Origin of the sequence: Stenotrophomonas acidaminiphila, from assembly GCA_002951995.1 — a bacterium.
GTDB lineage: Bacteria > Pseudomonadota > Gammaproteobacteria > Xanthomonadales > Xanthomonadaceae > Stenotrophomonas > Stenotrophomonas acidaminiphila_A.
The window spans coordinates 1773742-1797817 of record CP019797.1 but is presented as its reverse complement, the minus strand read 5'-3'; the positions used below and the strand labels follow the sequence as shown (position 1 = coordinate 1797817).

General features: G+C 67.4%; 21 protein-coding genes. 7 read left to right on the top strand and 14 right to left on the bottom strand.

What is annotated here, in order from left to right; translation table 11 throughout:
• Positions 1-428: 428 nt before the first annotated feature.
• From B1L07_08075 to B1L07_08065, 3 genes are all read right to left on the bottom strand, one after another.
• Positions 429-2129 (bottom strand): hypothetical protein, encoded by a 1701-nt coding sequence (locus B1L07_08075; GenBank protein ID AUZ55050.1) that lies wholly within the window; start codon positions 2127-2129, stop codon positions 429-431.
• Positions 2130-2630: 501 nt separating this feature from the next.
• Positions 2631-3110 (bottom strand): hypothetical protein, encoded by a 480-nt coding sequence (locus tag B1L07_08070; protein ID AUZ55049.1) that lies wholly within the window; start codon positions 3108-3110, stop codon positions 2631-2633.
• A gap of 585 nt (positions 3111-3695) precedes the next feature.
• The gene (locus B1L07_08065; protein ID AUZ55048.1) at positions 3696-5435 is read right to left on the bottom strand and encodes a hypothetical protein; all 1740 of its coding nucleotides are present in this window, start codon (positions 5433-5435) and stop codon (positions 3696-3698) included.
• Positions 5436-5601: 166 nt separating this feature from the next.
• Between B1L07_08065 and B1L07_08060 the strand changes: the two genes are divergently transcribed.
• Together B1L07_08060 and B1L07_08055 are read left to right on the top strand one after the other, a co-directional pair.
• A complete protein-coding gene (locus B1L07_08060) occupies positions 5602-7776 on the top strand; it encodes a methyl-accepting chemotaxis protein (GenBank protein ID AUZ55047.1) in 2175 nt (724 codons plus the stop codon).
• Between the two features lie 370 nt (positions 7777-8146).
• Entirely contained in the window at positions 8147-8917 is a 771-nt protein-coding gene (locus B1L07_08055) for an SAM-dependent methyltransferase (protein AUZ55046.1), read from the top strand.
• Positions 8918-9063: 146 nt separating this feature from the next.
• Here the strand turns inward: B1L07_08055 and B1L07_08050 are convergent, their stop codons facing one another.
• The 4 genes from B1L07_08050 to B1L07_08035 form a co-directional block, all read right to left on the bottom strand.
• Positions 9064-9792, bottom strand: a complete 729-nt coding sequence (locus B1L07_08050) for a cytochrome C biogenesis protein (GenBank protein AUZ55045.1) — start codon at positions 9790-9792, stop codon at positions 9064-9066.
• Positions 9793-9804: 12 nt separating this feature from the next.
• Entirely contained in the window at positions 9805-10260 is a 456-nt protein-coding gene (locus B1L07_08045) for a thiol reductase thioredoxin (GenBank protein ID AUZ55044.1), read from the bottom strand.
• A 230-nt stretch (positions 10261-10490) separates the two neighbouring features.
• A complete protein-coding gene (locus tag B1L07_08040) occupies positions 10491-11132 on the bottom strand; it encodes a hypothetical protein (protein ID AUZ55043.1) in 642 nt (213 codons plus the stop codon).
• Positions 11129-11701: an RNA polymerase subunit sigma gene (locus tag B1L07_08035; protein ID AUZ56517.1), complete on the bottom strand. Its 573-nt coding sequence runs from the start codon at positions 11699-11701 to the stop codon at positions 11129-11131. Before B1L07_08035 ends, B1L07_08040 begins: the two co-directional genes overlap by 4 nt.
• 557 nt (positions 11702-12258) lie before the next feature.
• Between B1L07_08035 and B1L07_08030 the strand changes: the two genes are divergently transcribed.
• Both B1L07_08030 and B1L07_08025 read left to right on the top strand, forming a co-directional pair.
• On the top strand, positions 12259-13542 hold the full coding sequence (locus B1L07_08030) for an amidohydrolase (GenBank protein AUZ55042.1): 1284 nt from the start codon (positions 12259-12261) through the stop codon (positions 13540-13542).
• On the top strand, positions 13539-13787 hold the full coding sequence (locus B1L07_08025) for a hypothetical protein (protein ID AUZ55041.1): 249 nt from the start codon (positions 13539-13541) through the stop codon (positions 13785-13787). The genes B1L07_08030 and B1L07_08025 overlap by 4 nt, the downstream gene beginning before the upstream one ends.
• Before the next feature lie 69 nt (positions 13788-13856).
• On the opposite strand, the gene B1L07_08020 is transcribed toward B1L07_08025, so the two are convergent.
• The 5 genes from B1L07_08020 to B1L07_08000 all read right to left on the bottom strand — a co-directional run bounded on the left by B1L07_08020 (position 13857) and on the right by B1L07_08000 (position 18690).
• On the bottom strand, positions 13857-14912 hold the full coding sequence (locus B1L07_08020; protein AUZ55040.1) for a zinc-binding dehydrogenase: 1056 nt from the start codon (positions 14910-14912) through the stop codon (positions 13857-13859).
• Between the two features lie 118 nt (positions 14913-15030).
• Positions 15031-15984: a hypothetical protein gene (locus B1L07_08015; GenBank protein AUZ55039.1), complete on the bottom strand. Its 954-nt coding sequence runs from the start codon at positions 15982-15984 to the stop codon at positions 15031-15033.
• A complete protein-coding gene (locus B1L07_08010) occupies positions 15981-16478 on the bottom strand; it encodes a hypothetical protein (protein ID AUZ56516.1) in 498 nt (165 codons plus the stop codon). Before B1L07_08010 ends, B1L07_08015 begins: the two co-directional genes overlap by 4 nt.
• Positions 16479-16932: 454 nt before the next feature.
• Positions 16933-18162 carry a hypothetical protein gene (locus tag B1L07_08005; GenBank protein ID AUZ55038.1) on the bottom strand — a complete coding sequence of 410 codons (1230 nt, stop codon included), beginning with the start codon at positions 18160-18162 and terminating at the stop codon, positions 16933-16935.
• A 150-nt stretch (positions 18163-18312) separates the two neighbouring features.
• Positions 18313-18690, bottom strand: coding sequence for a hypothetical protein (locus B1L07_08000; GenBank protein AUZ55037.1), 378 nt, complete (start codon positions 18688-18690; stop codon positions 18313-18315).
• A 279-nt stretch (positions 18691-18969) separates the two neighbouring features.
• Between B1L07_08000 and B1L07_07995 the strand changes: the two genes are divergently transcribed.
• The 3 genes from B1L07_07995 to B1L07_07985 all read left to right on the top strand — a co-directional run bounded on the left by B1L07_07995 (position 18970) and on the right by B1L07_07985 (position 21159).
• Entirely contained in the window at positions 18970-20286 is a 1317-nt protein-coding gene (locus tag B1L07_07995) for a hypothetical protein (GenBank protein AUZ55036.1), read from the top strand.
• Positions 20279-20458 carry a hypothetical protein gene (locus B1L07_07990; GenBank protein AUZ55035.1) on the top strand — a complete coding sequence of 60 codons (180 nt, stop codon included), beginning with the start codon at positions 20279-20281 and terminating at the stop codon, positions 20456-20458. The genes B1L07_07995 and B1L07_07990 overlap by 8 nt, the downstream gene beginning before the upstream one ends.
• A gap of 482 nt (positions 20459-20940) precedes the next feature.
• Positions 20941-21159, top strand: a complete 219-nt coding sequence (locus tag B1L07_07985; GenBank protein AUZ56515.1) for a hypothetical protein — start codon at positions 20941-20943, stop codon at positions 21157-21159.
• Positions 21160-21164: 5 nt separating this feature from the next.
• Here the strand turns inward: B1L07_07985 and B1L07_07980 are convergent, their stop codons facing one another.
• Both B1L07_07980 and B1L07_07975 read right to left on the bottom strand, forming a co-directional pair.
• Complete coding sequence (locus B1L07_07980) at positions 21165-21446, bottom strand: hypothetical protein (GenBank protein ID AUZ55034.1); 282 nt, start codon at positions 21444-21446, stop codon at positions 21165-21167.
• A 244-nt stretch (positions 21447-21690) separates the two neighbouring features.
• Complete coding sequence (locus B1L07_07975) at positions 21691-24063, bottom strand: catalase HPII (protein ID AUZ55033.1); 2373 nt, start codon at positions 24061-24063, stop codon at positions 21691-21693.
• Between the last annotated feature and the right edge of the window lie 13 nt (positions 24064-24076).

Sequence of the window (24076 nt, the reverse complement as noted above, 5' to 3'; positions counted from 1 at the left end):
TTTCAGCTTGCCCTGTCGCATCCAACCAGAGTCAACGCACCCGCAAAGACCAGGAAGCACATGAACCAATAGACAGCTTGGCTAGTACGCATCGCCTCTCCCTTAAACATGAGCGCAAAATGGTGGCGTCAATTCAGAAGCTCGCCATCTCTCCCGCATCGCCTCTAGTGCGTGCGATGGCCGGAAGCGGGCTCACCAACAGGGGCGCTCCTTACGACTCTGTCAGCCACAGCACTGGGGTAATCGGTGGGAGCCACCCGGGCAGACGACAGGTCATCTGGATGCTGAGTTCGTCCCGGTGTGCATCGAGAGAACGGTAAGCCCGCCGGTTCTTGCTGGCGATCTTGACTGCAGACGTGGCCGTCTACCAGGGCTATCCGACAAAGGCGAGCTCTGCGCAGGGAGTCCTGATAGCTCCAGCCCACGTATCACTGCTTCCGAAAGGTCAATCCCAGGTAAGTCATCACCTTACCTCCCGCATCCGTACCGAACGACACCGCATCACCCGTCATGCTCGGGCCCAGCCCGCCGGTCCGGGCCTCGTCCGCGGCGACCGGCACCAATGGATAGGTGAACGTGCCCGTGTTGTAGCTGACCTTCAGCACCGGCAGGCCATCGTCCTGCAGGCGTACCTCGGCCTCGGCGATCTTCTCGAACCCCGGCATCGTGTACCCGACCGGCCGGTAGCGGCCCAGCCGCTGCTTCCACAGGGTGCCGGGCGCGTCGTCCGCGATGCGGTAGCCCAGCTGGCGCTCGCCCTGCCCCCGGCGCCAGAACAGCACGTGGTACGGCCCGATATCACGGAAGTAGTAGAGATCGCCGTCCGCCTCGCCGGCACCCTGCACGGTGAACACGCCAGGGGATGTCTCGATCGCCCGGTGGGTTTCCGCGTCGCGCCGGATGGACAGGCCTGTCTCGGTTTCGTCCAATTTCGCGTAGCCGTTCTTCTGCACGTAGTAGCCCGCATGCCGTGAACGCGAAACGCTGGAAGATATGGGCAGCGGCGCGGGTAGCGGGACGATATCCTTCACCGAAAGGCCATGTGCCTCCAGCCAGCGGAAAGCGAACTGCTCGCAGATCGCATCGCTCCCCACCGTGTTGGCCAGGATGACCGCGGCCGTCCGCTGTTCCGGGATCAACAGCACTGCGGCATTGGAATAGAACGTGCTGCCGGCATGGTAGGCGGCGAAGCCGCTGTCGTTGCGGAACAGGAACCACCCCAGTCCCTTCTTGTTGGTGTCGATCGGAATGTCGCTGCGCTGGGTGAACATCGACCGGACCGTGGCTTCCCTGGCCAGAGGAGAGCGCTCGCCGCCATACGCGGCCATCAAGGCCGCCGCATAGGCGGCCAGGTCTTCCGCCGTGGAATAGATGCCGCCGGAGGCGATGTCGCGCAGTTCGAAGGCCGCCGCCTCGGCACCGTCCGGCCCGTAGGCCTTGCTGCGGCCGGCCGCATGCGGGTCGTCTGCGAAACCGGTGTTGTTCATGCCCAATGGCATGAAGATCCGCTGTTTCAGGTAGTCCGGGTAATCAATCCCGCTGGCCTTGACCAGCGCGTGCCCCAACAGGTTGTAGCCAGCGTTCGAATACAGGCCCACGGTGCCGGGCGCATGCGCCAATGCGGTCCGGTTGAGCAGCGTCACCACATCGGTATAGCGGGCCTGATCGCTCCGCATGTCGCGGAAAACATCGGTCGGCACGCCGGAACTGTGGGTGATCAGGCGCCTGAGCGTCACCTGGTTGCGGTCTTCGCCATGGGTGCGGATACGGAACTCGGGCAGGTAGCGGGACAACGGCTGGTCGATATCGACCACGCCCTGCTCCTGCAGCTGCATGGCCGCCAACGCGGTGAAGGTCTTGGTCACCGAGCCGATACCGACCTGGGTGCCCGGGGTCATGGCAATGCCAGCGTTCTTGTCCGCATAGCCGAAGCCCTGTTTCCACACGATCTTTCCATCCACGACCAACGCGGCCGACACACCCACCACGCCGCTGTCCCGCTGGCGCTGCGCCAGCCATCGGCTGAGCTCCGCGATATCGGCGGACGCCTGCGGCCTGGCGGCCCAGGCCATCGCCGGCAGGATCGACCACAGCACGGTCAGGAAAATGCGGATGTTCTTTGCTTTCATGGTGTGGCTTGGACTCCGTCAACAGGGCGTGAGGCCCGATGGAAAGCGCAGTTGGGGCCTGCTTTTATCCCAAAGCACGAGCGTACCGTGACGCACTGTCCGAGCCCCCGCCAGATTATCAAGGTGGATGAGGTGCGGATGTCATTTCCGAGCCGGAATGAGTCCCTCCCTACCCTCGAAAAACCTCCAACCAGGCAGTTATTGACCACAGCCCCAGGCCCGATGCAGACAGGAACTCAGAAGAAGTTGCTCCTTTCCATATTTCGCCTCCGCAGGCAATCTCTGAGTGCAGTAATTCCCTACTTATGCAGCTGAGATACACTGCCCTTGGTTGCCCCCATCTCCCTCGCAATATCCTGAAACTGTTTCTGATGGATGTAGTGGTCGATCAGCATCTCGCGACGGCGCACCGGGATGTCGAGAAGTGACTCGTGCAATAGTGAACTCCAGCTCCATGAATCGCATCTCAGCATTGAAGTTAAGCGCACTGCCCATCCAGCATCAGGCCCAAGCCCAGTCCGACGACACTAACGACGAAGGCAACAAGCTCATCATTGTCGCCATCGCGCATGGATTCCAATGGTTCCAGCGGTACTCGATGGTTGCTGTCCATCGCGTCCGCCCATAGAGCGGAAAGTCCTGGTAGGAGCCATCACCGGAATACCGCCGCATCACGCTGCCAGCCGCGTTGAACACACCACCCTGCAACGCCACCCGCCGCTCGAAGCCGGTCACCCAGCCATCGGCCCCGACCTCGGACAACAGTCCCAGGCTGTTGTATGTCCGCGTCAGGTTCACGCCAAGCCCGCGGAACACCAGATGCTCGTCGCTGCTTTGCCAAACCAGGTTGCCGGTGGCCGCATTCACGTACTGGCTGTCTCGCCCCTGCCCCACCCCGGCACCACCACCGAGCCCATACCCCAACTGGCTCAGCGAGGTGTTGAACAGACCCAGACCGTTACCCGTGAACACTGCCGACATGACCACACTCCCCGGCTACCCCCGCGTCCCTCATGGACGCAGTCGGGCCCTCCGGTGAATTGTCCCGGCGAGCCGGAGGAAGTTTAGGCAGAGCAATTGCCCCTGTTTGCCATGCGCCAGTATCCTGGACGTGGCCGACCAGCCTCAGAAGCCCCAAGCCGGAAAAATACTGGTACGGTCAGCCACGACCGCCCGATGTCGCCGGTTGGTACGCTACTCAGATCGATGACGACCGCCCGGCCCTGCCTCTGGAGACATTGCCTGAACTCTATGGGCGTCTGTCCCGATATCCGTGGCGACGCTTACGTGGTCTGCCCCAAGCCAGCCCAAAGACGTGCAGGTTATCGGGTGGGGAACTTCGGTGAGAGAGCACGCCGCGCCTGCATCAACCGGGAAGCCTCCCCGGAAGCCCGAAACGGAAAGCCGCCCGGGAATCACGCTCATGGCAACATGACCGGCATGACTGGATTCGATGAGCGACATGCGGACGACAACCCTCATCGCCGGTGCCATGCCGACTGCAAGATCTGAAATCACCACCCTCGGCATAGTGGATTTCCACGTCCATGTAGCACGAAGCTGAATCTAAGGATGCCATGCAGCATCGTTGGTGAGTTCCCCTTCATGCCCGGCATCCGCCAACAAGGAGTCGAGAACCTGGGCAAACGTCATGGGACGGCCGATGAGGTAGCCCTGAAACTCATCACACCCATGCTTCAACAGCCATTTACGCTGCTCGTCATTTTCCACCCCCTCAGCAACCACCTTCAGTCCAAGGCCGTGGGCAAGCCGAATGATCGAGGCGCATATCAGTGCCTGGCGGTCATTCAGGGAAATCTGGCCAATGAATGTGCGATCGAGCTTGATTACGTCAGCCGGCAGAAGGTCCAGGTACGAGAGCGAATTGAAGCCTGTACCGAAGTCATCGATGGCTACGTGGACACCCATGTAGCGGAGAACTGCGAAGCTCTTCCGCCAATGGGCGGCGTCGTCAATCAGCGCGGATTCGGTGACTTCGATGCCAATACAATCTGGTCGGAGGCCATGCAGCTCACTGATTTCCAATAACTCACTCGGCAGATCTGCCAGGACCGAGGCGATCGCCGGTACGTTGATGGTCACCAGGCAATCCAAACCATGCTTCCTATGGATGGATATCACCTCGAAGGAACGCTTCATTATGAGGCGCAGAAGCTCCTTGCTCAGCCCTACGCTTTCGACGATTGGAATGAACTCCGTAGGCTGCACCGGCTCGCCGTTAAGCTTCCAGCGGGACAATGCCTCGTACTTGCGTGAGCCTCCACCGTTGCCATTGTCCACGGCGGGTACAATCGGCTGGAAATAGACTTCGATTTCTTCTCCCCGTATCGCTCGCCGCAGCTCGACGGCGAGCCATCTCCGCCGTCGAGAGCGCTCACCGAGTGCCTCCGTATATACGGAGGGCGAGGACGGATTGCTTTCCGTGCCGCGCGACCTCGCTGCGAGCCCAGCACATGCAATTATCTGTTCAGCTCGCCTCCCATCATGCGGAAAGCGAGACAGGCCACAGCGCAGATAAACCTGCCATTGCCCACCCTCTGCGCGGACCGGTTTCTCCAGAAAATCACCGGCCCTGACAACCAGCTCCCGCAGATCCTCACCATGCGCACTGGCCACCAGGATGCAGTTGGGAGGCTGAAACCCCCAAAGCTCCCCGGTCCTTCCGTTCCCAAGGAAGGAGATCGCCTCTTTCGCGATAGCAAGTGCGACGCTGTTGCCAAACAGATCGGAAATTTCGGTAAGCCCATGCAGACGCAGGGCGGCAATTTCGTAACGGGCGCCGAGTAGTCCGCCATCAAGCAGATGAGCGAGAGCTTGTGGATTGAGCAGCCCGGTAGCCGCATCATGCTTCGCCATGTGCTCCAGCGCATGCGTCATGGACGTAAAGGAGCTCACATCCTCTACCAGCGCCAGGCGCAAACCGCATCCGGATGGCAGCAGGTCCACGGTGGCGACGCGCACGTCGAGCATGGTGCCGTCTTTGGTCAGATGCTGCCAAAGCCTCGACTTGTTCGCGCCTATCCGATCCTCACTACGCGCGAGCATCGTGACCTCGGGACGGGCCTCGGCCGGGCGTATGTCCAGAATGGTCATCCCCCGAAACTCCGCCAGGCTGTAGCCGTAATGGTTGACCGCGGCCTGGTTGGCCCAGACAAACTGCAGGGTTTCAATTTCATAAACCCACATCGGAAGCGGGCTCGCCTCCAGGAAGTGCTGAAAGTTTGAGGGATCGAGCATCACGTCGCTCCGTCGGTCGCGCCCCGGGGGCCGGGTCGCACTGAACATGGCGGGGGGAGGGGCTTTACTCGGCAGCGGCTTCAGGTCGCCAAACTTGAGATATTCGTAATGTCAGGGCAATTCCTACGACCAATGGATCAGCAAGGCTGCGGCCCAGTTGCCGTTATTGACGACAACTGGGATAGCGGGCATTGGGCCTGCTGGAGAAGGCGGGATGAAAACGGTACTCATGCGACTCAAGGTTGGCGCGCGGCTTGCACTGGCGTTCTCTGCATTAATCGTACTCGCAAGTGCAATCTGTGCATTCGCCATCTGGCAACTGAGGCATGTCCAGCAGCAGATGGATGAGGTGATGGGCCGCAATTTGACGGTAATCAAGCAGTCGACAGAGATGCAAGAGGCGAACGCAGCGATCATCGCCGCGATGGATGTTCTCACGATGGTCACCGGTGAACAGCAGAACCAGCAGGCACTCAAGGAGATTGAGGCTCGTCGCAAGCAGTACTCCGAAGCCGAAAAGAAGATGGAAGAACTGACCAACGACGCGGATGGAAAGGCGCTTTTGAAGCGAATCGCCGCCGCACGTTCCTTGGCCCGCACGCGCAATGACGAGGTTATCGCGCTCGCACTGGCGGATCGGAATGCGGAAGCACAGGCAATGCTGCTGTCCAGGGCGAGGCCCGCGGTAACCGCATGGCAATTGCTGCTGAAGGATGCTGCCAACGCGCATACCCGCAAAGCCATGGCCGCATACGAAGAGGCCAAGAGAACGGCCGGCAGGACGCGGGCAGTGCTGTTGGCCGCCTTGTGCATCTTCGTGGCTTTGGGCGCGGCCCTGTCCTGGGCGATCACTCGAAGCCTGGTGGGTCCTCTGACCCGCGCGACCCAGGTGGCGAACGCAATCGCCGGAGGACGGCTTCAGAACGACGTGGAGACCTCTGCCACGGACGAGCCCGGCCAGCTTCTGCGTGCCATGGGCCAGATGCAGGACGAAATTCGCCGGTTCTCCAGCGAGACCGGCCTGATGATCACTCAGCACGCAGGCCCGGATATCGCGCACAGGATGCCGACGGATTTCCCTGGAACATACGGCGATCTGGCACAGGGCATCAATACCATGATGTTCGAGCATCTTGATGCCATCGTGGACGCCATCGACGTTCTCAATGCCTATGCAAAAGGAGACCTGAGCCGCGATGCGCGCCGCCTGCCTGGTAGCCGCGCGATACTGCACCAGGCCATGGATGCGGCAAAGGCAAGCTTGTCGGCCATAAACGAAGAGATAAAGCGGCTGGCGCGGGCGGCCGCCGCCGGCGACTTCTCGGAACGCGGCAACGCAGCCGCCTTTGATCATGATTTCAGGATCATGGTTGATGGCCTGAATGCCATGATGGAAGTCAGTGACAAGAACCTGGGTAGACTGTCTGAGCTGCTGCGTGCCCTGGCTGAGGGTGACCTCACCAATCGGATGGAGGGCGAATTTCAAGGCGTCTTCGCCAGGATGCAGGACGACGCGAACGCGACCATTGGCCAGCTGGCAAGCATCGTTTCCCGGATCCAGGCGGCGGCGCACAGTACCGATACGGCCGCCACGGAGATCGCCGCGGGCAATGATGATCTTTCACGTCGTACCGAACAGCAGGCAGCGAATCTGGAGGAAACGGCAGCGTCCATGGAGGAGCTGACCTCGACCGTGCGGCAGAACGCCGAGCACGCGCAGCAGGCAAATCAGCTGGCCCGTTCGGCCGCCACGATTGCGTTGCAGGGGGGCGAGGTGGTGAGCCGCGTTGTGGAGACAATGTCGGGCATCGAAGCCAGCTCAAGGAAGATGGCGGAGATCATCTCGGTAATCGACGGAATTGCCTTCCAGACGAACATTCTCGCCTTGAACGCTGCAGTCGAGGCCGCGCGTGCCGGTGATCAGGGCCGTGGTTTTGCCGTGGTTGCTTCGGAAGTCCGCACCTTGGCCCAGCGCTCGGCAAACGCTGCCAAGGAGATCAAGCGACTGATCGATGAATCGGTGGAACAGGTCGCCGATGGCTCGAACCTGGTGGGCCGCGCCGGGGCTACGATGGATGACATCGTCGGGTCGGTCCAGCGGGTCACAGACATCATGGGGGAGATCTCGGCAGCGTCACAGGAGCAATCTGCAGGGATCGAACAGGTCAACCGGACCATTACCCAGATGGACGAAGCGACACAACAGAACGCCGCGCTGGTGGAGGAAGCAACAGCCGCGGCCCGAGCGATGGAGGAACAAGCTGCCGAACTGTCCAGGGCAGTGTCCCAGTTCCGCCTCTCACGGTCGGCAACCGTCGATGGCGGCAACCCGGGGGTGTCGAGTCGAGCACGAGCGCCCCTGGCCGTGGTGGCCACGGCCACCGTCTGACGGATCACTACACGCCGCAGCGGGGCCAGCGCTCCATGTGCAGGCCCCGCATGGGTTGTCGTGTCGCCTGGGTGGCTGGCCTATGCAGCCTGCCTTGGCTGGCTTGGCTGGCTGCGATTTTCGCTCTCACCACGGGTTGGCAGGTGACCCGGGAGCGCCACGCGTGGCCACCGCATCAGACAGCCAGCCCGTACCGCCGGACGCGCACGCGGCCCCTTCATAGCTCGACACACCTGTTGCCTGCCTGCCGTTTCAATCCGGTCCGCGCCGCTGGCCCCGCAGACGCGGCAGGGGCGCAATCGCGCTTGCCCGACGGTATGCTGCGCGGCCAGATGCGAACGGGAGCGCAGCGCGGCTGCACGGGAGTGGCATGGAAAATCGTTACGGAAGGCTCGCGTCATGGGTCTACAACCTGGACAAGCCGGTCGGCCGGTCGTTCGGTGATGTGGAGTACTACCAGCAGTTGCTTGGCGAGTGCGCAGGCCCGGTGCTGGAACCTGCGGTTGGCAACGGGCGGATTCTGGTACCGCTGCTCAAGGCTGGATTCGCGGTCGAAGGGTTCGACACCTCCGAGGAAATGCTGGGCTACTGCCGCGCGGCATGCCGGACGCATGGCGTACCCGCGAACCTGACGCGCCGCGGTTTCGAGGACTTCGCCTATGACAGGAAGTTCGCCGCGATCATCATCCCGGCCGGCTCCCTGCAGCTGATCACGGATGCCGCGGCGGCCTGCGCCGTGCTCAGGCGGTTCCATCAACATCTGCTGCCGGGTGGCAAGCTGGTCCTCGACCTCGACGCGATCGACGGCTTCCTGGGCCCGTCCGGTGCATTGCGTAGCTGGACCACCGGGGAAGGTGAACTGTTGACGCTGACGGATCATCGGGTCGAAACCGACTACATCGCGCAGACGACCCTGTCCCACCTGCGCTACGAGCACTGGCGGAAAGGCAACCTGGCAGCGACCGAGCTCGACCTGTTCAAGCTGCGCTGGTGGGGAGTCGAGGAATTCGCTCTGGCCTTGTACGCGGCCGGTTTCACGGACGTGGTCGTTTCAGGCAATTACCAGCGCGGTCGCCGCCCCCGGAAGGGCGACCAGGTCGTCACCTTTGAAGCGACGCGGCCGGCGGGCGGAACGGCCTGAGCCCGACCTCCACCATGGCCTGCATGTTCCGTCGTGCCGCGGCCCGCATGCAGGGCATGGCCCCTCCGCCGTGACCGAGGCGGCTCGATGCGCAACCGGGATGCGGCCATGCGGGCCGCATCCCGGGCACAGCGCGCAGCCCGTCCTCAGAACGCGGTGGACAGGCGTGTCATCCAGTCCGGCAGGTGGTCCAGGGCGAAGGCTTCGATCCGGCGGTCCGCACCACTGAGGATCAGCCCGCCGACGAGCAGCAGCAGGACGCCCAGCAGCTGTTTGCCGCGGCTGCCGGCGCCCATCAGCCGGCCACGCCAGCGGTCCAGGGCGCCGCGTGCGGCAAAGGCGATGACCAGCAGCACGCTGGCGATGCCCAGGCCGAACGCCGCCATCACCAGCAAGGCCGCGCCCAGGCTCTGGCCTGCCGCCGCCAGCGCGATGGCGGCCCCCAGCGTCGGCCCGACGCAGGGGGCCCACACCACGCCCAGCAGCATCCCGACCAGGGCCTGGCCCCACAGCCCTCCCCGCGCGTCGACGGCGAGCTGGGTGCGGCCCGCCCAGCTCGCCAGCGGCGTGGCCACGCGGGTCAGCAGGCGCTGCAGCGGCGGCAACAGCAGTACCAGCCCGGCCAGACACAGGATCACCGCGCCCGCGGCGCGTACCGCCAGGGTGTCGATGCCCAGCGACTGGCCGAACGCCGCCACCACGAAACCGGTGGCGGTGAACGCCAGCACCAGGCCCGCCGACAGCGCCAGCGGCGCCAGGCGGTGGCGCTGCGCCGCCGACGACAGCACGATCGGCACCAGTGGCAGCACGCACGGTGACAGGATGGTCAGGGCACCGGCCACGTAGGCCAGTGCCGGATTCAAACCCAGGCTCATGCAGCGCCGGCCTCAGCTGCCGGACAGGGTCGAGCGCAGCACGGGCGCGACCCGCGCCGCGTCGCTTTCGTGCGCCACCCGGCCGGTTTCACGCTTGCCATGGAACCCGATCAGGGTCGATTGCATGGTCGCGCCGAACTTCTGCCACAGCGGCTTCTGGGTATCGAAATCGATGCGCAGCACCAGCAGGTCGCGGTAGGCGGGATCGGCGGTGATCTGCTTGATCGCCTTTTCCTGTTCGCGGCACACCGGGCACCACGGCGCGTGCACCCAGACCAGGATCGGCTTGTTGGCCGCCTGCGCCTGGTCGAATGCCATCCGGTCATAGGCGCGGATCGCCACGCTGGGCGTCATCGCCATGGCCATGGCCGGCGCGGCGGCCGGCGGGTCGGCGGCCAGCGCGCTGGTGGCGGGCACGCCGGCAGCGGCGAGGACGGCAACGGCAAGCAGGGAACGGAAGCAATGCATGGGAATCTCCAGTGGGTGGGTGGATATCCATTCGCGCGATGCGGGCCGGCGGTTACACGCCACCGCAACCGCGTGCTGCTGCATTCATGCGCAGTGCGCCAGCGGCCGGCGCCGCTCCAGCATCCGGCCGTTGCGGCCTGGCGACGGGCGGAACCGGCGCGCGCCGCGGCATCCGCCGGGCCAATGCGCTGCCGCCATCGAGGTAGGTCCGGCGCCGCCCCGGGCGCGGCTCACCAGCGCAGCAGGCGCGGCCCCAGCAGTGCGCCGGCGGCGGTGGGCAGCGACAGACCCAGCACGTACCACACCGCCCAGAACGGCACGTCCATCTCCGGGCAATGCAGGCTGTAGACCACGGCGGCGACGGCGGCCGACAGCAGCCCGGCTGCGGCACCGGTCAGCCGCAGGCGCGTCGGCGCCAGTCCACGTAGCGCCCAGAAGGTCGTTGCCATCAAGGGCAGCGAGAGACCGGCGATGCTGAAGGCACAGCTGCGCCAGCTGCGCCCCAGCAGCATCGCCACGCGCTCGTCGCCCGGTGCCAACCACAGCGCGGCCGCGGCGGCGCCCCACAGCAGCAACAGCGGAATTCCCGGTCCCGACCAGGCCGCCGCCACCGTCCGGCCCGGGCGCGACAGCCGCGCGGTCACCCACAGTGCCCCGCACAACATCGCCAGCGCGAACCCGGCCTTGGCCCAGAACAGCGGCTGGACCGAGACCTCGGCCAGGTCGGGCCGCAGCCCATAGCCGGCCAGCATCAGGCCCAGCGACAGCAGCGCTCCCGCCGGCAGCGCCAGGCCGAACCGGCGCGCGGCCGCGTGCCGCTGCACCGGCACCGGGTCGCTGGCCAGCAGATCGATCAGATCATGGGTTTTCATGCCGCACTCCGTATTTTCAATGCCAGTGCCTTCAGGCCGCGGTGGATGCCCACTTTCACCGCCGATTCGGACATGCCGGTGAGCCGCGCGGTTTCGCTGACGGACAGGCCGCCAAGCTTGACGTGCAGGATCGGCAGGCGATGGCGGTCGGGCAGCGCCTGCAGCAGTTGTCCGAGGTCATGCCGGGCCTGGGCCGATTCGGTGTCGGTGGCGGCGAACACGTCCTGCGCTGCCTCCAGCGGCAGGTTCAGCGCCTCGCGCCGGTGGTGGCTGCGATGGAAGTCCATCAGTTTGTAGCGGGCGATGGCATAGACCCACGCGGTCAGGGGTTCGCCGCTGCGGTAGGTATGGCGGCTGTTGTGGATGGCCAGCAGGGTCTCCTGCAGGATGTCCTCGACGTCATCCGGCGCCGCACCCAGCCGACGCCGCAGGAACGCACGCAGGCGTGCGCTCAACGCGTCCAGGAAGCGCCGGTACGCCGCCGTGTCGCCGCCCAGCCCGGCCTCGAACTGCGCACGCAGCACGGTCTCGATCGGGTCGGCGGGTGGCGGCGCCGCGGACGCCGGCATGGACACCGGGCTGCTCACCGGCCGCCCTTCCCTGCCCCCGGGCCCGGACAGGCGCGCCACCCACCCATTCCCGCGACGCAGCGCCAGCGCTGCGCGCATGGGGCTGGCGGGAGGGACACGGGCGTGTTTGGCGAAAAGTCGGTCATCCAAAGGGTTTCGCTGCGCGGGGCATTCCGGTTACAGCCAACGCCATGATTGTTGGACGCCGGTCATCGGTACTGCGCGGCGGGCGTCCCCGGCACCGCCACGGTGCCGATCCCGTGCGCCCTTGCCCCCGCGCCGCGGCCGCCCGCGATCCGACACCCGGCGCGCCATCCGTCATGGGGCGCCGGCGCGAGCCCGGGCCTGCCCGGCACCGCCAACAGCCGATGCCTGCTGCTGCAGCCGAACGTACCACCTTCCCCGGCGGGGTGCGGCGGGAGGCTCACCCCGCCCCGCGCCCGGGGGCGGAAGCCGACCCTGCCCCGGTTTCCGCCGGACGCGGTGGAAGCCCGGTTCTTTTCGCGCCAGTAACAGTCGCAGGCGCAGCGTGATGCCGGCTTTCCGGAGGATCGACCATGAACCCGCTGACCGCCGCACTGGAACCGCTCTTCGCGCAACTGCAGCCACGCCTCGTGGAGATCTACCAGGACCTGCACCAGCACCCGGAACTGTCGATGCAGGAACAGCGCACCGCCGGCATCGCCGCCGACCACCTGCAACGGCTCGGCTATGTCGTGACCCGCGGCGTCGGGGGCACCGGCGTGGTCGGGCTGCTGCGCAACGGCGACGGGCCCACGGTCATGCTGCGCGCGGACATGGATGCACTGCCCATGGCCGAGCGGACCGGCCTGCCCTACGCCAGCACCGCGACCGCCACCGACGGCGACGGGCGCACGGTGGGCGTAGCCCATTCCTGCGGCCACGACCTGCACGTGACCTGGTTGATGGGTGCCGCCCAGGTGCTCGCCGGGGCGCGTGGCGCATGGCGTGGCACGCTGATGGTGGTGTTCCAGCCCGGCGAGGAAACCGCCCAGGGGGCCAACGCGATGATCGCCGACTGGGAGCGCCTGGGCCTGCCGCGTGCCGAGGTGGTGCTGGGCCAGCATGTGATGGTCGGCGCGGCCGGCACGGTGAGCTATCGGCCCGGGGTGATCCTGTCGGCGGCCGACAGCCTCAAGGTCACGCTGTTCGGGCGCGGGTCGCATGGCTCGCAGCCGCAGACCGCGGTGGATCCGGTGGTGATGGCCGCGGCCACGGTCATGCGCCTGCAGACCATCGTCTCGCGCGAAGTGGCACCGCTGGACAGCGCGGTGCTCACCATCGGCGCGCTGCAGGCCGGCACCAAGGAGAACATCATTCCCGACGATGCCACCCTGAAGCTCAACATGCGCACCTATGACGAGGCGGTGCGCACGCACATGCTGCAGGCGGTCAGGCGCATCTGCTGCGCCGAGTGCGACGCCTCGGGCGCGCCGCGGCCGCCGGAGTTCACCACGCTCAGCAGCTACCCGATGACCGACAACGACCATGACGCCACCGCGCGCGTGGCGGCGGCGTTCCATGCCCAGTTCGGCGACAACGCGCTGCAGAGCAAGCCGATGTCCGCCAGCGAGGACTTCAGCGTGTTCGGCCGCACCTGGGGCGTGCCCTACGTGTTCTGGTTCGTCGGCGGCACCGATCCGCGGGCGTACGCCAAGGCCCGGGCCGAAGGCACCCTCAATACGCTGCCGAGCAACCACTCGCCGCGTTTCGCACCGGTGCTCGAGCCGACGCTGAAGACCGGGCTGCAGGCGATGCTCAGCGCGGCCGCGGCCTGGTTGTGCGCGCCGCCCGAAGGCCCCCGGGACGGGAACGCATGAACGCCACCACGCGCACCGCGGGTACCGCATTCCACGGCACCGACCGCCTGCTGTACGGCATGATCCTGGGCGTGGTCACGTTCTGGTTGTCCGCGCAGACCACGCTCAACATCGCCCCGCGGATCCAGGACGAGCTGGCCATGCGCGAGGCAGCAATCGTGGCAATGGGGTTCAACCGGTTGATGGTGATCGGCGCCATCGCCTCGATCCTGCTGACCATTCCGCCCGGCAAGCGCACCCGCTGAGGCGCAGGGCGGGCAACGCCCGCCCGGGGTGCCGGCGCGCTGCGCCCCGGCACCCCGGGCTCCCCGGCTTCAGTCGGCCAGGGTGGCGTTGTCGATGACGAAGCGGTACTTCACGTCGCCGGCCAGCATGCGCTCGTAGGCGTCGTTGATCTGCCCGGCGGCGATCAGCTCGATGTCGGCGACGATGCCGTGCTCGGCGCAGAAATCGAGCATTTCCTGGGTCTCGGGAATGCCGCCGATCATCGAGCCGGCCAGGGTGCGGCGCTGGGTGATCAGGTTGAACACGTTCGGCGACGGGTGCGGCGTGGCCGGCGCACCGACCAGCACCATGGCGCCGTCGCGACGCAGCAGCGCCAGGAAGGCGTCGAGGTCGTGCGGTGCGGCCACGGTGTTGACGATCAGGTCGAAGCTGCCGGCATGGGCCGCCATTGCCGCGCGGTCGCGCGAGACCACTACTTCGTCGGCGCCCAGCGCCAGCGCCGCCTCGCGCTTGGATTCGGACGTGGTGAAGGCGACCACCCGCGCGCCCAGCGCGTGGGCCAGCTTGATGCCCATGTGGCCCAGGCCGCCGATGCCGACCACGCCGACCTTGCGCCCGGGGCCGGCGTGCCAGTGGCGCAGCGGCGACCAGGTGGTGATGCCGGCGCACAGCAGCGGCGCCACCGCGGCCAGCTGTGCCTCGGGGTGGCGGATGCGCAGCACGTAGCGCTGGTGGACCACGATGCGCTGCGAGTAACCGCCCAGCGTCCAGCCCGGGGCGTCGGCGGTCTTGCCGTTGTAGGTGCCAACCATGCCGTGGCAGTAGTTTTCCAGCCCTTCGGCGCAGTCGTCACAGTGGCGGCAGCTGTCGACGATGCAGCCCACGCCGACCAGATCGCCCGGCGCGAAGCCGGTCACCTCGGCGCCGACCGCCGAGACGCGGCCGACGATTTCATGCCCGGGCACGCAGGGGAAGTGGGTGCCCTGCCACTCGGCGCGCACCTGGTGCAGGTCGGAGTGGCAGATGCCGCAATAGGCGATCTCGATCTGCACGTCGTGCGCGCCAGGCGCGCGGCGGGTGATGTCCAGCGGCTCCAGGGGGCGGTCGCCGGCGTGGGCGCCATAGGCTTTGACGGTCTGGTTCATATCGGCAGCATCCGGTGGAAGGTGATGCATTCTGCACCGTCTGGATGGCGATGATCAGCCCGGCGACGCCCTCGCGCACCATTGAATTTTCCAATCGATCCGGCGCGTCACGCCACCATCATGTACGCCGCCAGCACGACGGGATGCGGGCCTGCCGGACGGCACACCCGCCCATCCTGCGATCAGGACCCGCTGTTGCACTTGCCGCAGCAGCGCCGCACCGTCCACCGGATTGCGTCGCAGGCTGCGCCCGCCGGCGGGCGCGCCGTCGTGGCGCGCGCGGATGACGCGTGGATGGATGCAGGGCCCGCGAACGGGCCCTGCATGCCGCACTCATACCGCGCTGCTCAGCGGCCGCGCGAACCGCCGCGGCGGCCACGGTCGTCGTCGTCATCCCGACGGGTTTCCCAACCGCGCTCTGCCGCCCGGGCGTGGCCTTCCGGGTCGCCGAACCACCCCCGCGTCCGCCGCCGCCCCGGTCATCGTCGTAGCGGGAACGGCTGGAGCCACCGCGGTCGTCGTCGTAGCGCGAGCGGCTGTAGCGGCCGCGGTCGTCATCATCGTCGCGGCGGTTCTCCCAGCCACGTTCGGCGGCGCGCGCATGACCCTCCGGATCACCGAACCAGCCGCCATGTCCACCACGCGAGGAACCGCCCCGGTCGTCGTCGTAGCGCGAGCGGCTGGAGCCGCCACGATCGTCGTCGTAGCGCGAACGGCTGTAGCGGCCGCCCCGCTCGTCATCGTCGTTGCGACGGCCTTCCCAGCCGCGCTCGGAGGCGCGCGAATGGCCTTCCGGGTCACCGAACCAGCCGCCGTGGCCGCCCCGTGCGCCGCCGCGGTCATCGTCGTCCCGCGCGCGGCTGGCGCTGCCGCGGTCGTCGTCGTAGCGCGAGCGGCTGTAGCGGCCGCCGCGGTCGTCGTCGCGGCCACGCGAACCGCGGTCGTCGTCATCGCGGGAACGGCCGTAGCCACGTTCATCGTCCTGGCGCCCCTGGCTGGAGTAGCGGCGGTCGTCATCGCTCACGAAGCGTCCCTGCTCGTCGCGTTCCTGGTTGTATCGTGCCATGTTCATATCTCCATGATCGGAATAACACTGGGTGCCGAGCGTGCGGGGGACGGGAGAATCACGCCGTCAGTGTCGGCCTGCAGTTCGAGTTCCTGCTTGCGGGCCGCCAGGCGTTCTCCCAGCACTGCCATGTCCAGGCCGGATGCCACGGCCTTCGCGAAGATCCCGCTGCTCGGCTTCTCCTCCTCGCGGACATGCAGATTCACGTACTCACCGAGTACCTTGACTTTCGCGTCGTGGAACGGCGCATCGGGGCGTTCTTCCACCAGCTCGCGGATGAACAGGGCGAGCGTGTCATGTTCGACCTGCGCCTCATCCATGAGCGCGTCCTCGATACCGCCCTGGCGGCATGCCGGATAGAAAATTTCCTCTTCCAGCCGGGCGTGGATGACCAGCGCGTTGCCGATGGCGCGAACCAGTTCGGACTTGTCGTCGGCGTCATCGCTGCTCGCGTACCGCACGAACATCTGCTCCACCGCGCGGTGATCCGCCTTGAGCAGCGCAACCGCATCCTGGACGCTGGACGAGGCCTTTCCAGATGACCTGCCGCCACCGGCTGTCGCGGCCTGGGCAGCGGTTCTGCCGGTGGCCTTGGCGACACGCTTGCTGGCGGGCTTCTTCGCGACGGCCTGGGTGGTTTTTGCCTTCATGTCCTGGACTCCGTGTGCGGGTAGCAGGACTGTCAGCACACACCATGCCAACCCGGGAATCGCCGTGGATGCGGTGTTTCAAGGGATTTCTCCGCATCCGCACGGCGGGCATGCGCGAACAAGATGCACGCCGGCTGCAGATGTTTCCGTGCCCGCCAATGTGATTCATGGCGGCCAGGACCGCCGGTGGCACGCTGGCCTCGCACCCGCATCTGCCTGGCGCATCGTCCGTAGGCAATGCATCCGCCTTGGTGGAGCGAATCCACGTCGGCAAGGCACTCCGCTGCGCCGACCGCCCCCGGGCTCAGGATGCGCGAAGCGGCACTTCGATGACGCACTCCACGCCGTGCGTGGTCAACGCATACGACGTGCGTGCCTTGAGCTGATACGGCAGCGCACGCTCGATCAGTTCGCGGCCGTAGCCGCCGCTGCGCCCGGCCGGCGGCCGCCGCACGTCGCCGCACTGCTCGCTCCATTCCACCTGCAGCACCGGTACGCCATCGTCGCGATGCTGCCGGCGCCAGCGCACCGCCAGTCGCCCGCTGCCCGCGGAAAGCGCCCCATATTTGGTGGCATTGGTCATCAGTTCGTGCAGCGCCAGGGCCAGGGTCTGCAGCGTCGCCGATTCCAGGCCCACGCCGGCCGGGCCGTCCAGCTGAACCTGCGCGCGATCGGCGCCATGCGCCTGCAGTTCCTCGCGCAGCAGCCGGTCGAAGCTGACCCTGTGCCCGCCATCCAGGCTGGAGAGCAGGGTGTGGACGCGCGCGATCGCGGTGATGCGGCCGCGGTAGCTGTCGCGGAACTCGGCCAGGGTCCGGCATTCGTCGAGCGTACGCTCGGCCACCGCGCGCACGACCGCCATCAGGTTGCGGGTGCGATGCTGCAGTTCGGCGAGCAGTACGCCGGCGCGGTCGGCGGCTTCCTTCTCCTCGGTGGCGTCGTGGCCGATGCCACCGATGCGTACGACCCGGCCCTCGCAATCGAGCAGCGGGAACTTGGTGTTGCGCATCCAGCGGATGCGGCCGTCCGCGTGCCGGATCCGGTACTCGACCACAACGCGCTCGCCGCGCCTGACACGCTGCAGCGCGTCGCGCACGTGGTGCCGGTCCTCGCGCACGATCAGGCGGATCCAGTTGTCCAGCGTGGGATTGGCGAGCATCGTCCCGCGGTCACAGCCATAGAGCCGGTCGAACGCCTGGCTCAGGTACTCGAGCCGCAGGGTCTGCGCATTGCGGATCCACAGCACGTCCGACGCCGCGTCGCCGAACTGGGCGAAGCGCGCCAGGCTCTCGTGCAGCGCCTTTTCGATGTCGAGATGGCCGGTGACATCATGCAGGGTGCCGGCGATCCTTCCCGGGTCTTCCGCATCGCCCAGGCGGAACAGCGTTTTCAACTGCAGTTGCCGCTGGCGCCCGTCAGGCAGCCAGTAGCGGAACTGGCAGGTCGATTCCCCACGCCTCTGGCCGGCCCGTGCCAGCACCGCCCGCAGGCGTTCGCGGTCGTGTTCGTGCACGCGCGACAGGAGCCGGCGCATATCCGGGGCGAGCCCCCGGGCCGGTAACCTGCCAGGTCGAAATCCGAATCGAACCAGGTGATCGCATCGCTGGCCACGTCCCACACCCATCCGGCCAGATGGGTCGGGGCGGTGATACGGGGCCCCGCGTCCCCCGCTGCGTCGGCGCTCTCAGCGCGCATCGCCGCCCAGCAGTTCCAGCAGCAGGGCGCGGATGTCGTCCGCGCCGAACGGCTTGACGCACTGCAGCCGCTGCGCATGCCGCGCCGGAATCAGGCCATGGTCGTAGCCGGTGGTGAACAGGAAGGGAATGCCCTGCCCGCTCAACCTGTCGGCCACCGGGTACACGTCCTGGCGACCAAGGTTGATGTCGAGCACCGCCGCGTCCGGCGCGGGATGGCGGTCCAGCAGCGCATTGGCATCCTCCACGCAGCTGGCGGGCCCCAGCACCTCGGCGCCCTCGCCCCGCAGCATTTCGCGCAGGCACTCGGCGAGCAGGTATTCATCCTCCACCACCAGGATCCGGCGGCCGGAAAAGGGCGAAGTCATGTGCCTCTCGTCCGCAGCTGCGATACCTCACTATCGGCGCGCGGCCATTCGCCGCACGTGAGCAGAGGTCATGGGTGGATCAAGGTCGGCACGCCGGGCGCGCCCGGGCGGGCGCCGCGGGCCTTGCGGTTTCGTCGGCATGCGGTGGATGCCGCACAGGCACACGCGCGGTGCCCGCTCATGTGGTGGCGATGTATGGCGCCGATCAAATGCGGCCACACGCGTCTGACAGCGGGGTAACACCACGCGGCCTAGCGTCTGCGGTCTGCAACCGAGGACATGCGAGTGACTACTCCCACGCTGGCCATCGTCGATGATGATCCCGACTTCTCCGTGTTCCTGACGCGCGTCGCCCGGCGCCAGGGGTTTGTCACCCATCAGTTCCACAGCGTGTCCGAGGCGACCTTCTGGCTGTCGAGCAACGACGCCGACCTGACCATCCTGGACATGGCGCTTCCCGACGGCACCGGACTGGACGTCCTGGACCGCATCCCCGCCGACCGCCATGGCCAGATCGTGTTCGTATCGGGCACCAGTGACGCCGAGCAGATCCGGCGTGCGGTGGCCAGCCCGGCGACCGCGTTCATCGGCAAGCCGGTCGGTGCGGACACCCTGGAGCAGTTGTTCCGCCAGGTGCAGCAAGACCTGCAGGTTCCCGAGCACGGGCAGCAGGCGAGCGACCTGGGCCTGGTAGGTGAATGCCCGGCCATGCGCCGGGTCAGGCAGGACATCCTGCGAGTGGCGCCGACCGGCATGAACGTGCTGGTCCTGGGCGAAACCGGCACTGGAAAGGAACTGGTGGCGCGGGCCGTGCACGCGCACAGTGGCCGCACCGGCAAGCTGGTGTGCGTGAACTGCGGTGCCATGCCAGCGGAGCTGATGGCCAGCCAGTTGTTCGGCCACGAACGCGGCGCGTTCACCGGGGCCGCCAGCCGCCATGCCGGCGTCCTCGAGCAGGCCCACGGCGGCACCCTGTTCCTGGACGAGATCGGCGAGATGCCCGCGGCCCTGCAGGTCTACCTGTTGCGCGTGCTTGAGACCGGCAGTGTGGTCCGGGTCGGCGGAAGCGGCGAAATCCCCGTGGACGTGCGCATCGTGGCGGCCACCAACCGCCTGCCGGCCGACGGCGCGCTCCGCGACGACCTGTTCTACCGCCTTGGCCAGTACGTGATCGAACTGCCGCCACTACGCGCGCGCGGCAACGACGTCCGCCTGCTGGCGCACCGGTTCGTGGCGAGGTTGAACGACAAGTACGGCGGCCCGCCCAAGCGACTGGACCCGGCAGGCATCGCCCGGCTTTCGTCCTACCCCTGGCCGGGCAACGTGCGCGAACTGATGGCCGCCACCGAGCGCGCGCACGTGAGCGCCAGTGGACCGTGGGTCGACATCAACCCGCGGGCGCTGGCAGCACGGGCGCCTGACGACGGCGACAGCGTGCGGTTCCGCATCGGCACGCCGCTGCAGGTAGTCGAGGAGGAGATGCTCAGGCGCACGCTGGCGTTCCACGACGGCGACAAGACCGCCACCGCGCGCACCCTGGGGATCAGCGTCCGCACCGTGCACAACCACCTGGCGCGGAGCCGCCGCCATGGATGAGCGCACCCTGCACGGCCTGCGCAACGACCTCAACGTGGTGGCGCTGGGCCTGGCGCTGCTCAGGCGCCAGCTGGACCGCGAGGTGTCGCCGGAAACGCGCGACACGCTGCGCAGGATCGAACTGGCCGCACAACGCTGCGCCGAAGCGCTCGCGGCCGCCACGCCCGGCTGAGCCGTGCCGGCCATGCAGCCACGCGGGAACGTGCGGCACCGCGCAGCATTTTCCACCCGCCTGCACGGATTGCAGGCATCCGCAGCCCGCCGCCACTCGTTGCGACCACGCGTGGCAGGCGTCCCGCCACTGGCACGCGCGTTGCGACCGCATCACCTGTCCGCCCTCAGCGCAGAGCGCGGATGCCCCGGCCACGCCACATGCAGGAGAAGCAGATGAATCGCAATGAATTGCCACCACGGAACCCGCACACCGCTCACCAGCGCCCCCACGATCCGGCGCATGACGCGGAGCACGACACACGGCGTGGCGCGGCACCGGGCGCGCGCCGGCTGCCGGGCGGCGGCGAGGATCGGCACAGCGAACGCAGCCATGCCGACGCGGAGGAGCGCGCCCTGCGCGAGTATGGCCGGCAGGCGCGCGGCGACGAGTACCGCCAGCCGGGCTGGCAGGGGAACTCGCTGTACACCGGGGCCGGCCGCATCTGCGGCCGCCCGCCGGGGACGGAGCCTGCGGCGGATGCAACGGACGACACCCGGCCACCCGATGTCGGCGCGCCCCGCGACCAGGACAAGGCACACACCCCGGACAAGCTGCGCAACGACAAGGCACAGTGGAAACGCCCGGACATGCCCGAGGCCGAACATACTGCCCACCCGGACGACTATGAGCGCCCGCTGTTCCCGCACAGGAGAGAGTGAATGGCCTAGCTCGACCCCATCGGCGTGTAGTGCGCCACTTCGTCCAGCCACAGGTCACGGATGTCGCCGCCGCCCAGGTCGATCCGGAGCTGGCCATTGGTGCCTTCGCGGCCGTCGGGGCCGCGGAACTGCTGGATCGTGGGTCGGTCCAGCAGGGTGCCGACCAGGCGGCTGCCATCGCGCATCCGCAGCGTGACACGCAGTTCGGCATCGAGCGCCTGCTGCAGCCGCTTGAGGTGTTCGATGCCGGGCTGGTCCAGATGCACACGCGGTGCTGTCCTGCTCATCCTGTCCTCGCTTGTTGGGTAGAAAGAGCGCTACTGACGCGGGCCGGCGTCGCTCGAGGGGCGTGATGCACCGCCATCGCGCAGGCCCGCTCCCCGCATGCCCCGCGGCTCCTGCGGTGCCTGTGCGGGTGGCCGCCTGTGCCCAGCGGACAACCAGCCCCGCGTCCGTGGTCCGGCCGTGCCCCCGCGAATGCCGACGGCCCGGCGTGCGGCGCCTGCCGACGCAGGCGCCATGCTTCATGCGTCACAGCATGGCCGGCTCGCGCTCGGGATAGCGGTGCCGTGCAATGGCCGCCACGAAGCGCTCCACGGTGTCGTCCGCACCGGCTTCGGCGAACAACAGCAATGGATCGTTGTCCAGTGGCGCGATGCCGGCGGCGTCCCAGACCTGGCGCCCCGCGCCGACGAACAGCAGCGGCTTGCCATGGCGGTAGCCATCGCGGATGTGCTCCAGCGCCCGTATGTCGGCGGCCAGCGCCGCCGCGCCTGCCGCGCCACCGGCAACGGCCAGCGCATCGAACAGCACGCCGGGCTCGTTCTCGAGCGAAGCATCGGCGTCGAGCGGACCGTCATCGGCATCCAGCAGCCGCCCGACATGGGGGCCGAGCAGGCGCACCATCGCCCCCTGCGCGGTCAGGCCCTGGTGCAGCGTCGCCACGTCCAGCGCGCTGCTGCCATCGGCCACCAACAGCGCGATCCTGCGCGTGCGGATGCCGCCATCGCCGGGCCGCGCCAACAGCGACAGCGCCGGCGACAACACCACCTCCGGGGTCACCGTGGCGCGGGCCACGCGCGGCATCGCCGGTGGCAGCGCCATGCCCAGTCCGCGCGCCACCTCGGCAGCCAGCGCTTCGGACGCGTTGCGCAGCATCGACACCACGCGCCGGCGCACCGCCGGTACCGTGACCTTGCTCAGCTCAAAGCGGAATGCATCGGCGATATGGCGGCGCTCGGCCGGGCTCTGGCTGTCGTAGAACAGCGTGGCCTGCGCGTAGTGTTCGGCGAACTTCTCCGGTCTGGCCCGCACCTCGTCGCCCTGCGCCGGTTCGGCGAAGGAGACGAACCCGCCCGCGCCGGCCTGGAACGGGCAGCCACCGGCCAGTGAATTGGGTTCGTAGGACACCCTGCCGCGGTGGATGGCCTGCCGGTGCATGCCATCGCGCTGGTTGTTGTGCGCCGGCACCACCGGGGCGTTGATCGGCAGCTCGTGGAAGTTCGGCCCGCCCAGGCGGCTGATCTGCGTGTCCACGTAGGAATGGATGCGACCGGCCAGCAACGGATCATTGCTGAAGTCGATCCCGGGGATGACGTGGGCGGTGCAGAACGCCACCTGCTCGGTCTCGGCGAAGAAATTGTCCGGGTTGCGGTTCAGTACCATGCGCCCGACCGGGCGTATCGGCACCAGTTCCTCGGGCACGATCTTGGTGGCGTCGAGCACGTCGAAACTGAAACCGTCCGCCTCTTCCTCGCTGAACACCTGGATGCCCAGCTCGTATTCGGGAGGGTCGCCGGCCTCGATCGCCTCCCACAGGTCGCGCCGGTGGTAGTCCGGGTCTGCACCGGAAATCTTCACCGCCTCGTCCCATACCAGCGAGTGCGTGCCCAGCAGCGGCGTCCAGTGGAACTTGCAGAACACCGATTCGCCACGCGCATTGACCAGGCGGAAGGTATGCACGCCGAAGCCCTGCATGGTCCGGTAACTGCGCGGGATGGCGCGATCGCTCATCTGCCACATCAGCATGTGGGTGGACTCGGGCATGAGCGACACGAAGTCCCAGAACGTGTCATGCGCGGACGCCGCCTGCGGCATGCCATGGTGCGGCTCGGGTTTGACGGCATGCACCAGGTCCGGGAACTTGATCGCATCCTGGATGAAGAACACCGGCATGTTGTTGCCCACCAGGTCCCAGTTGCCCTCGTCGGTATAGAACTTCACCGCGAAGCCGCGCACGTCGCGCGCGGTGTCCTTCGAGCCGCGCTCCCCGGCCACGGTGGAGAAGCGCGCGAACACCGGGGTGATCTTGCCGGCTGCCTGGAACGGTGCTGCGCGGGTGAGCGCGGAAAGGTCCTCGTAGGCCTCGAAGTAGCCGTGCGCACCGGATCCGCGCGCGTGCACCACCCGTTCGGGAATGCGCTCATGGTCGAAGTGGGTGATCTTCTCGCGCAGGATGAAATCCTTCAGCAGCGCCGGCCCGCGCAGTCCCGCCGTGAGGCTGTGCTGGTTGTCCGACACCGGCACGCCCTGGTTGGTGGTCAGGCGCCGGCCCGAGCCGTCGTTGCGCACGCGCGACAGCGGCGCGGCATTGGCGTCCTGGCCCACTGCCGCCGGTGCGCCTGCCTTGTCGCTGGCGTTGGTTTCGCTCACCGTGCTGGCGCTGGCGGCCGGCGATGGCGCGGGGAAGTGCTCGCCCTGCATCGGTACCGCTGCATCCGGGCCATACTCGGCCGCTTTGCCGGCGTTGTGGGCGCGTTCGCCAGCCCAGGCGTCGATCAGGCCGGGGACTTCGTCCTGCGGGCGCAGCGGCTGGCGTGACCGGCTGGCGGCCGGACCACTGTCCGAGCGCGCCGCGTCCTTGCTGCGTGGCGGGTGGGAGGGAGTGCCTTTCTTGCTGGCCATGGGGACACCTTGC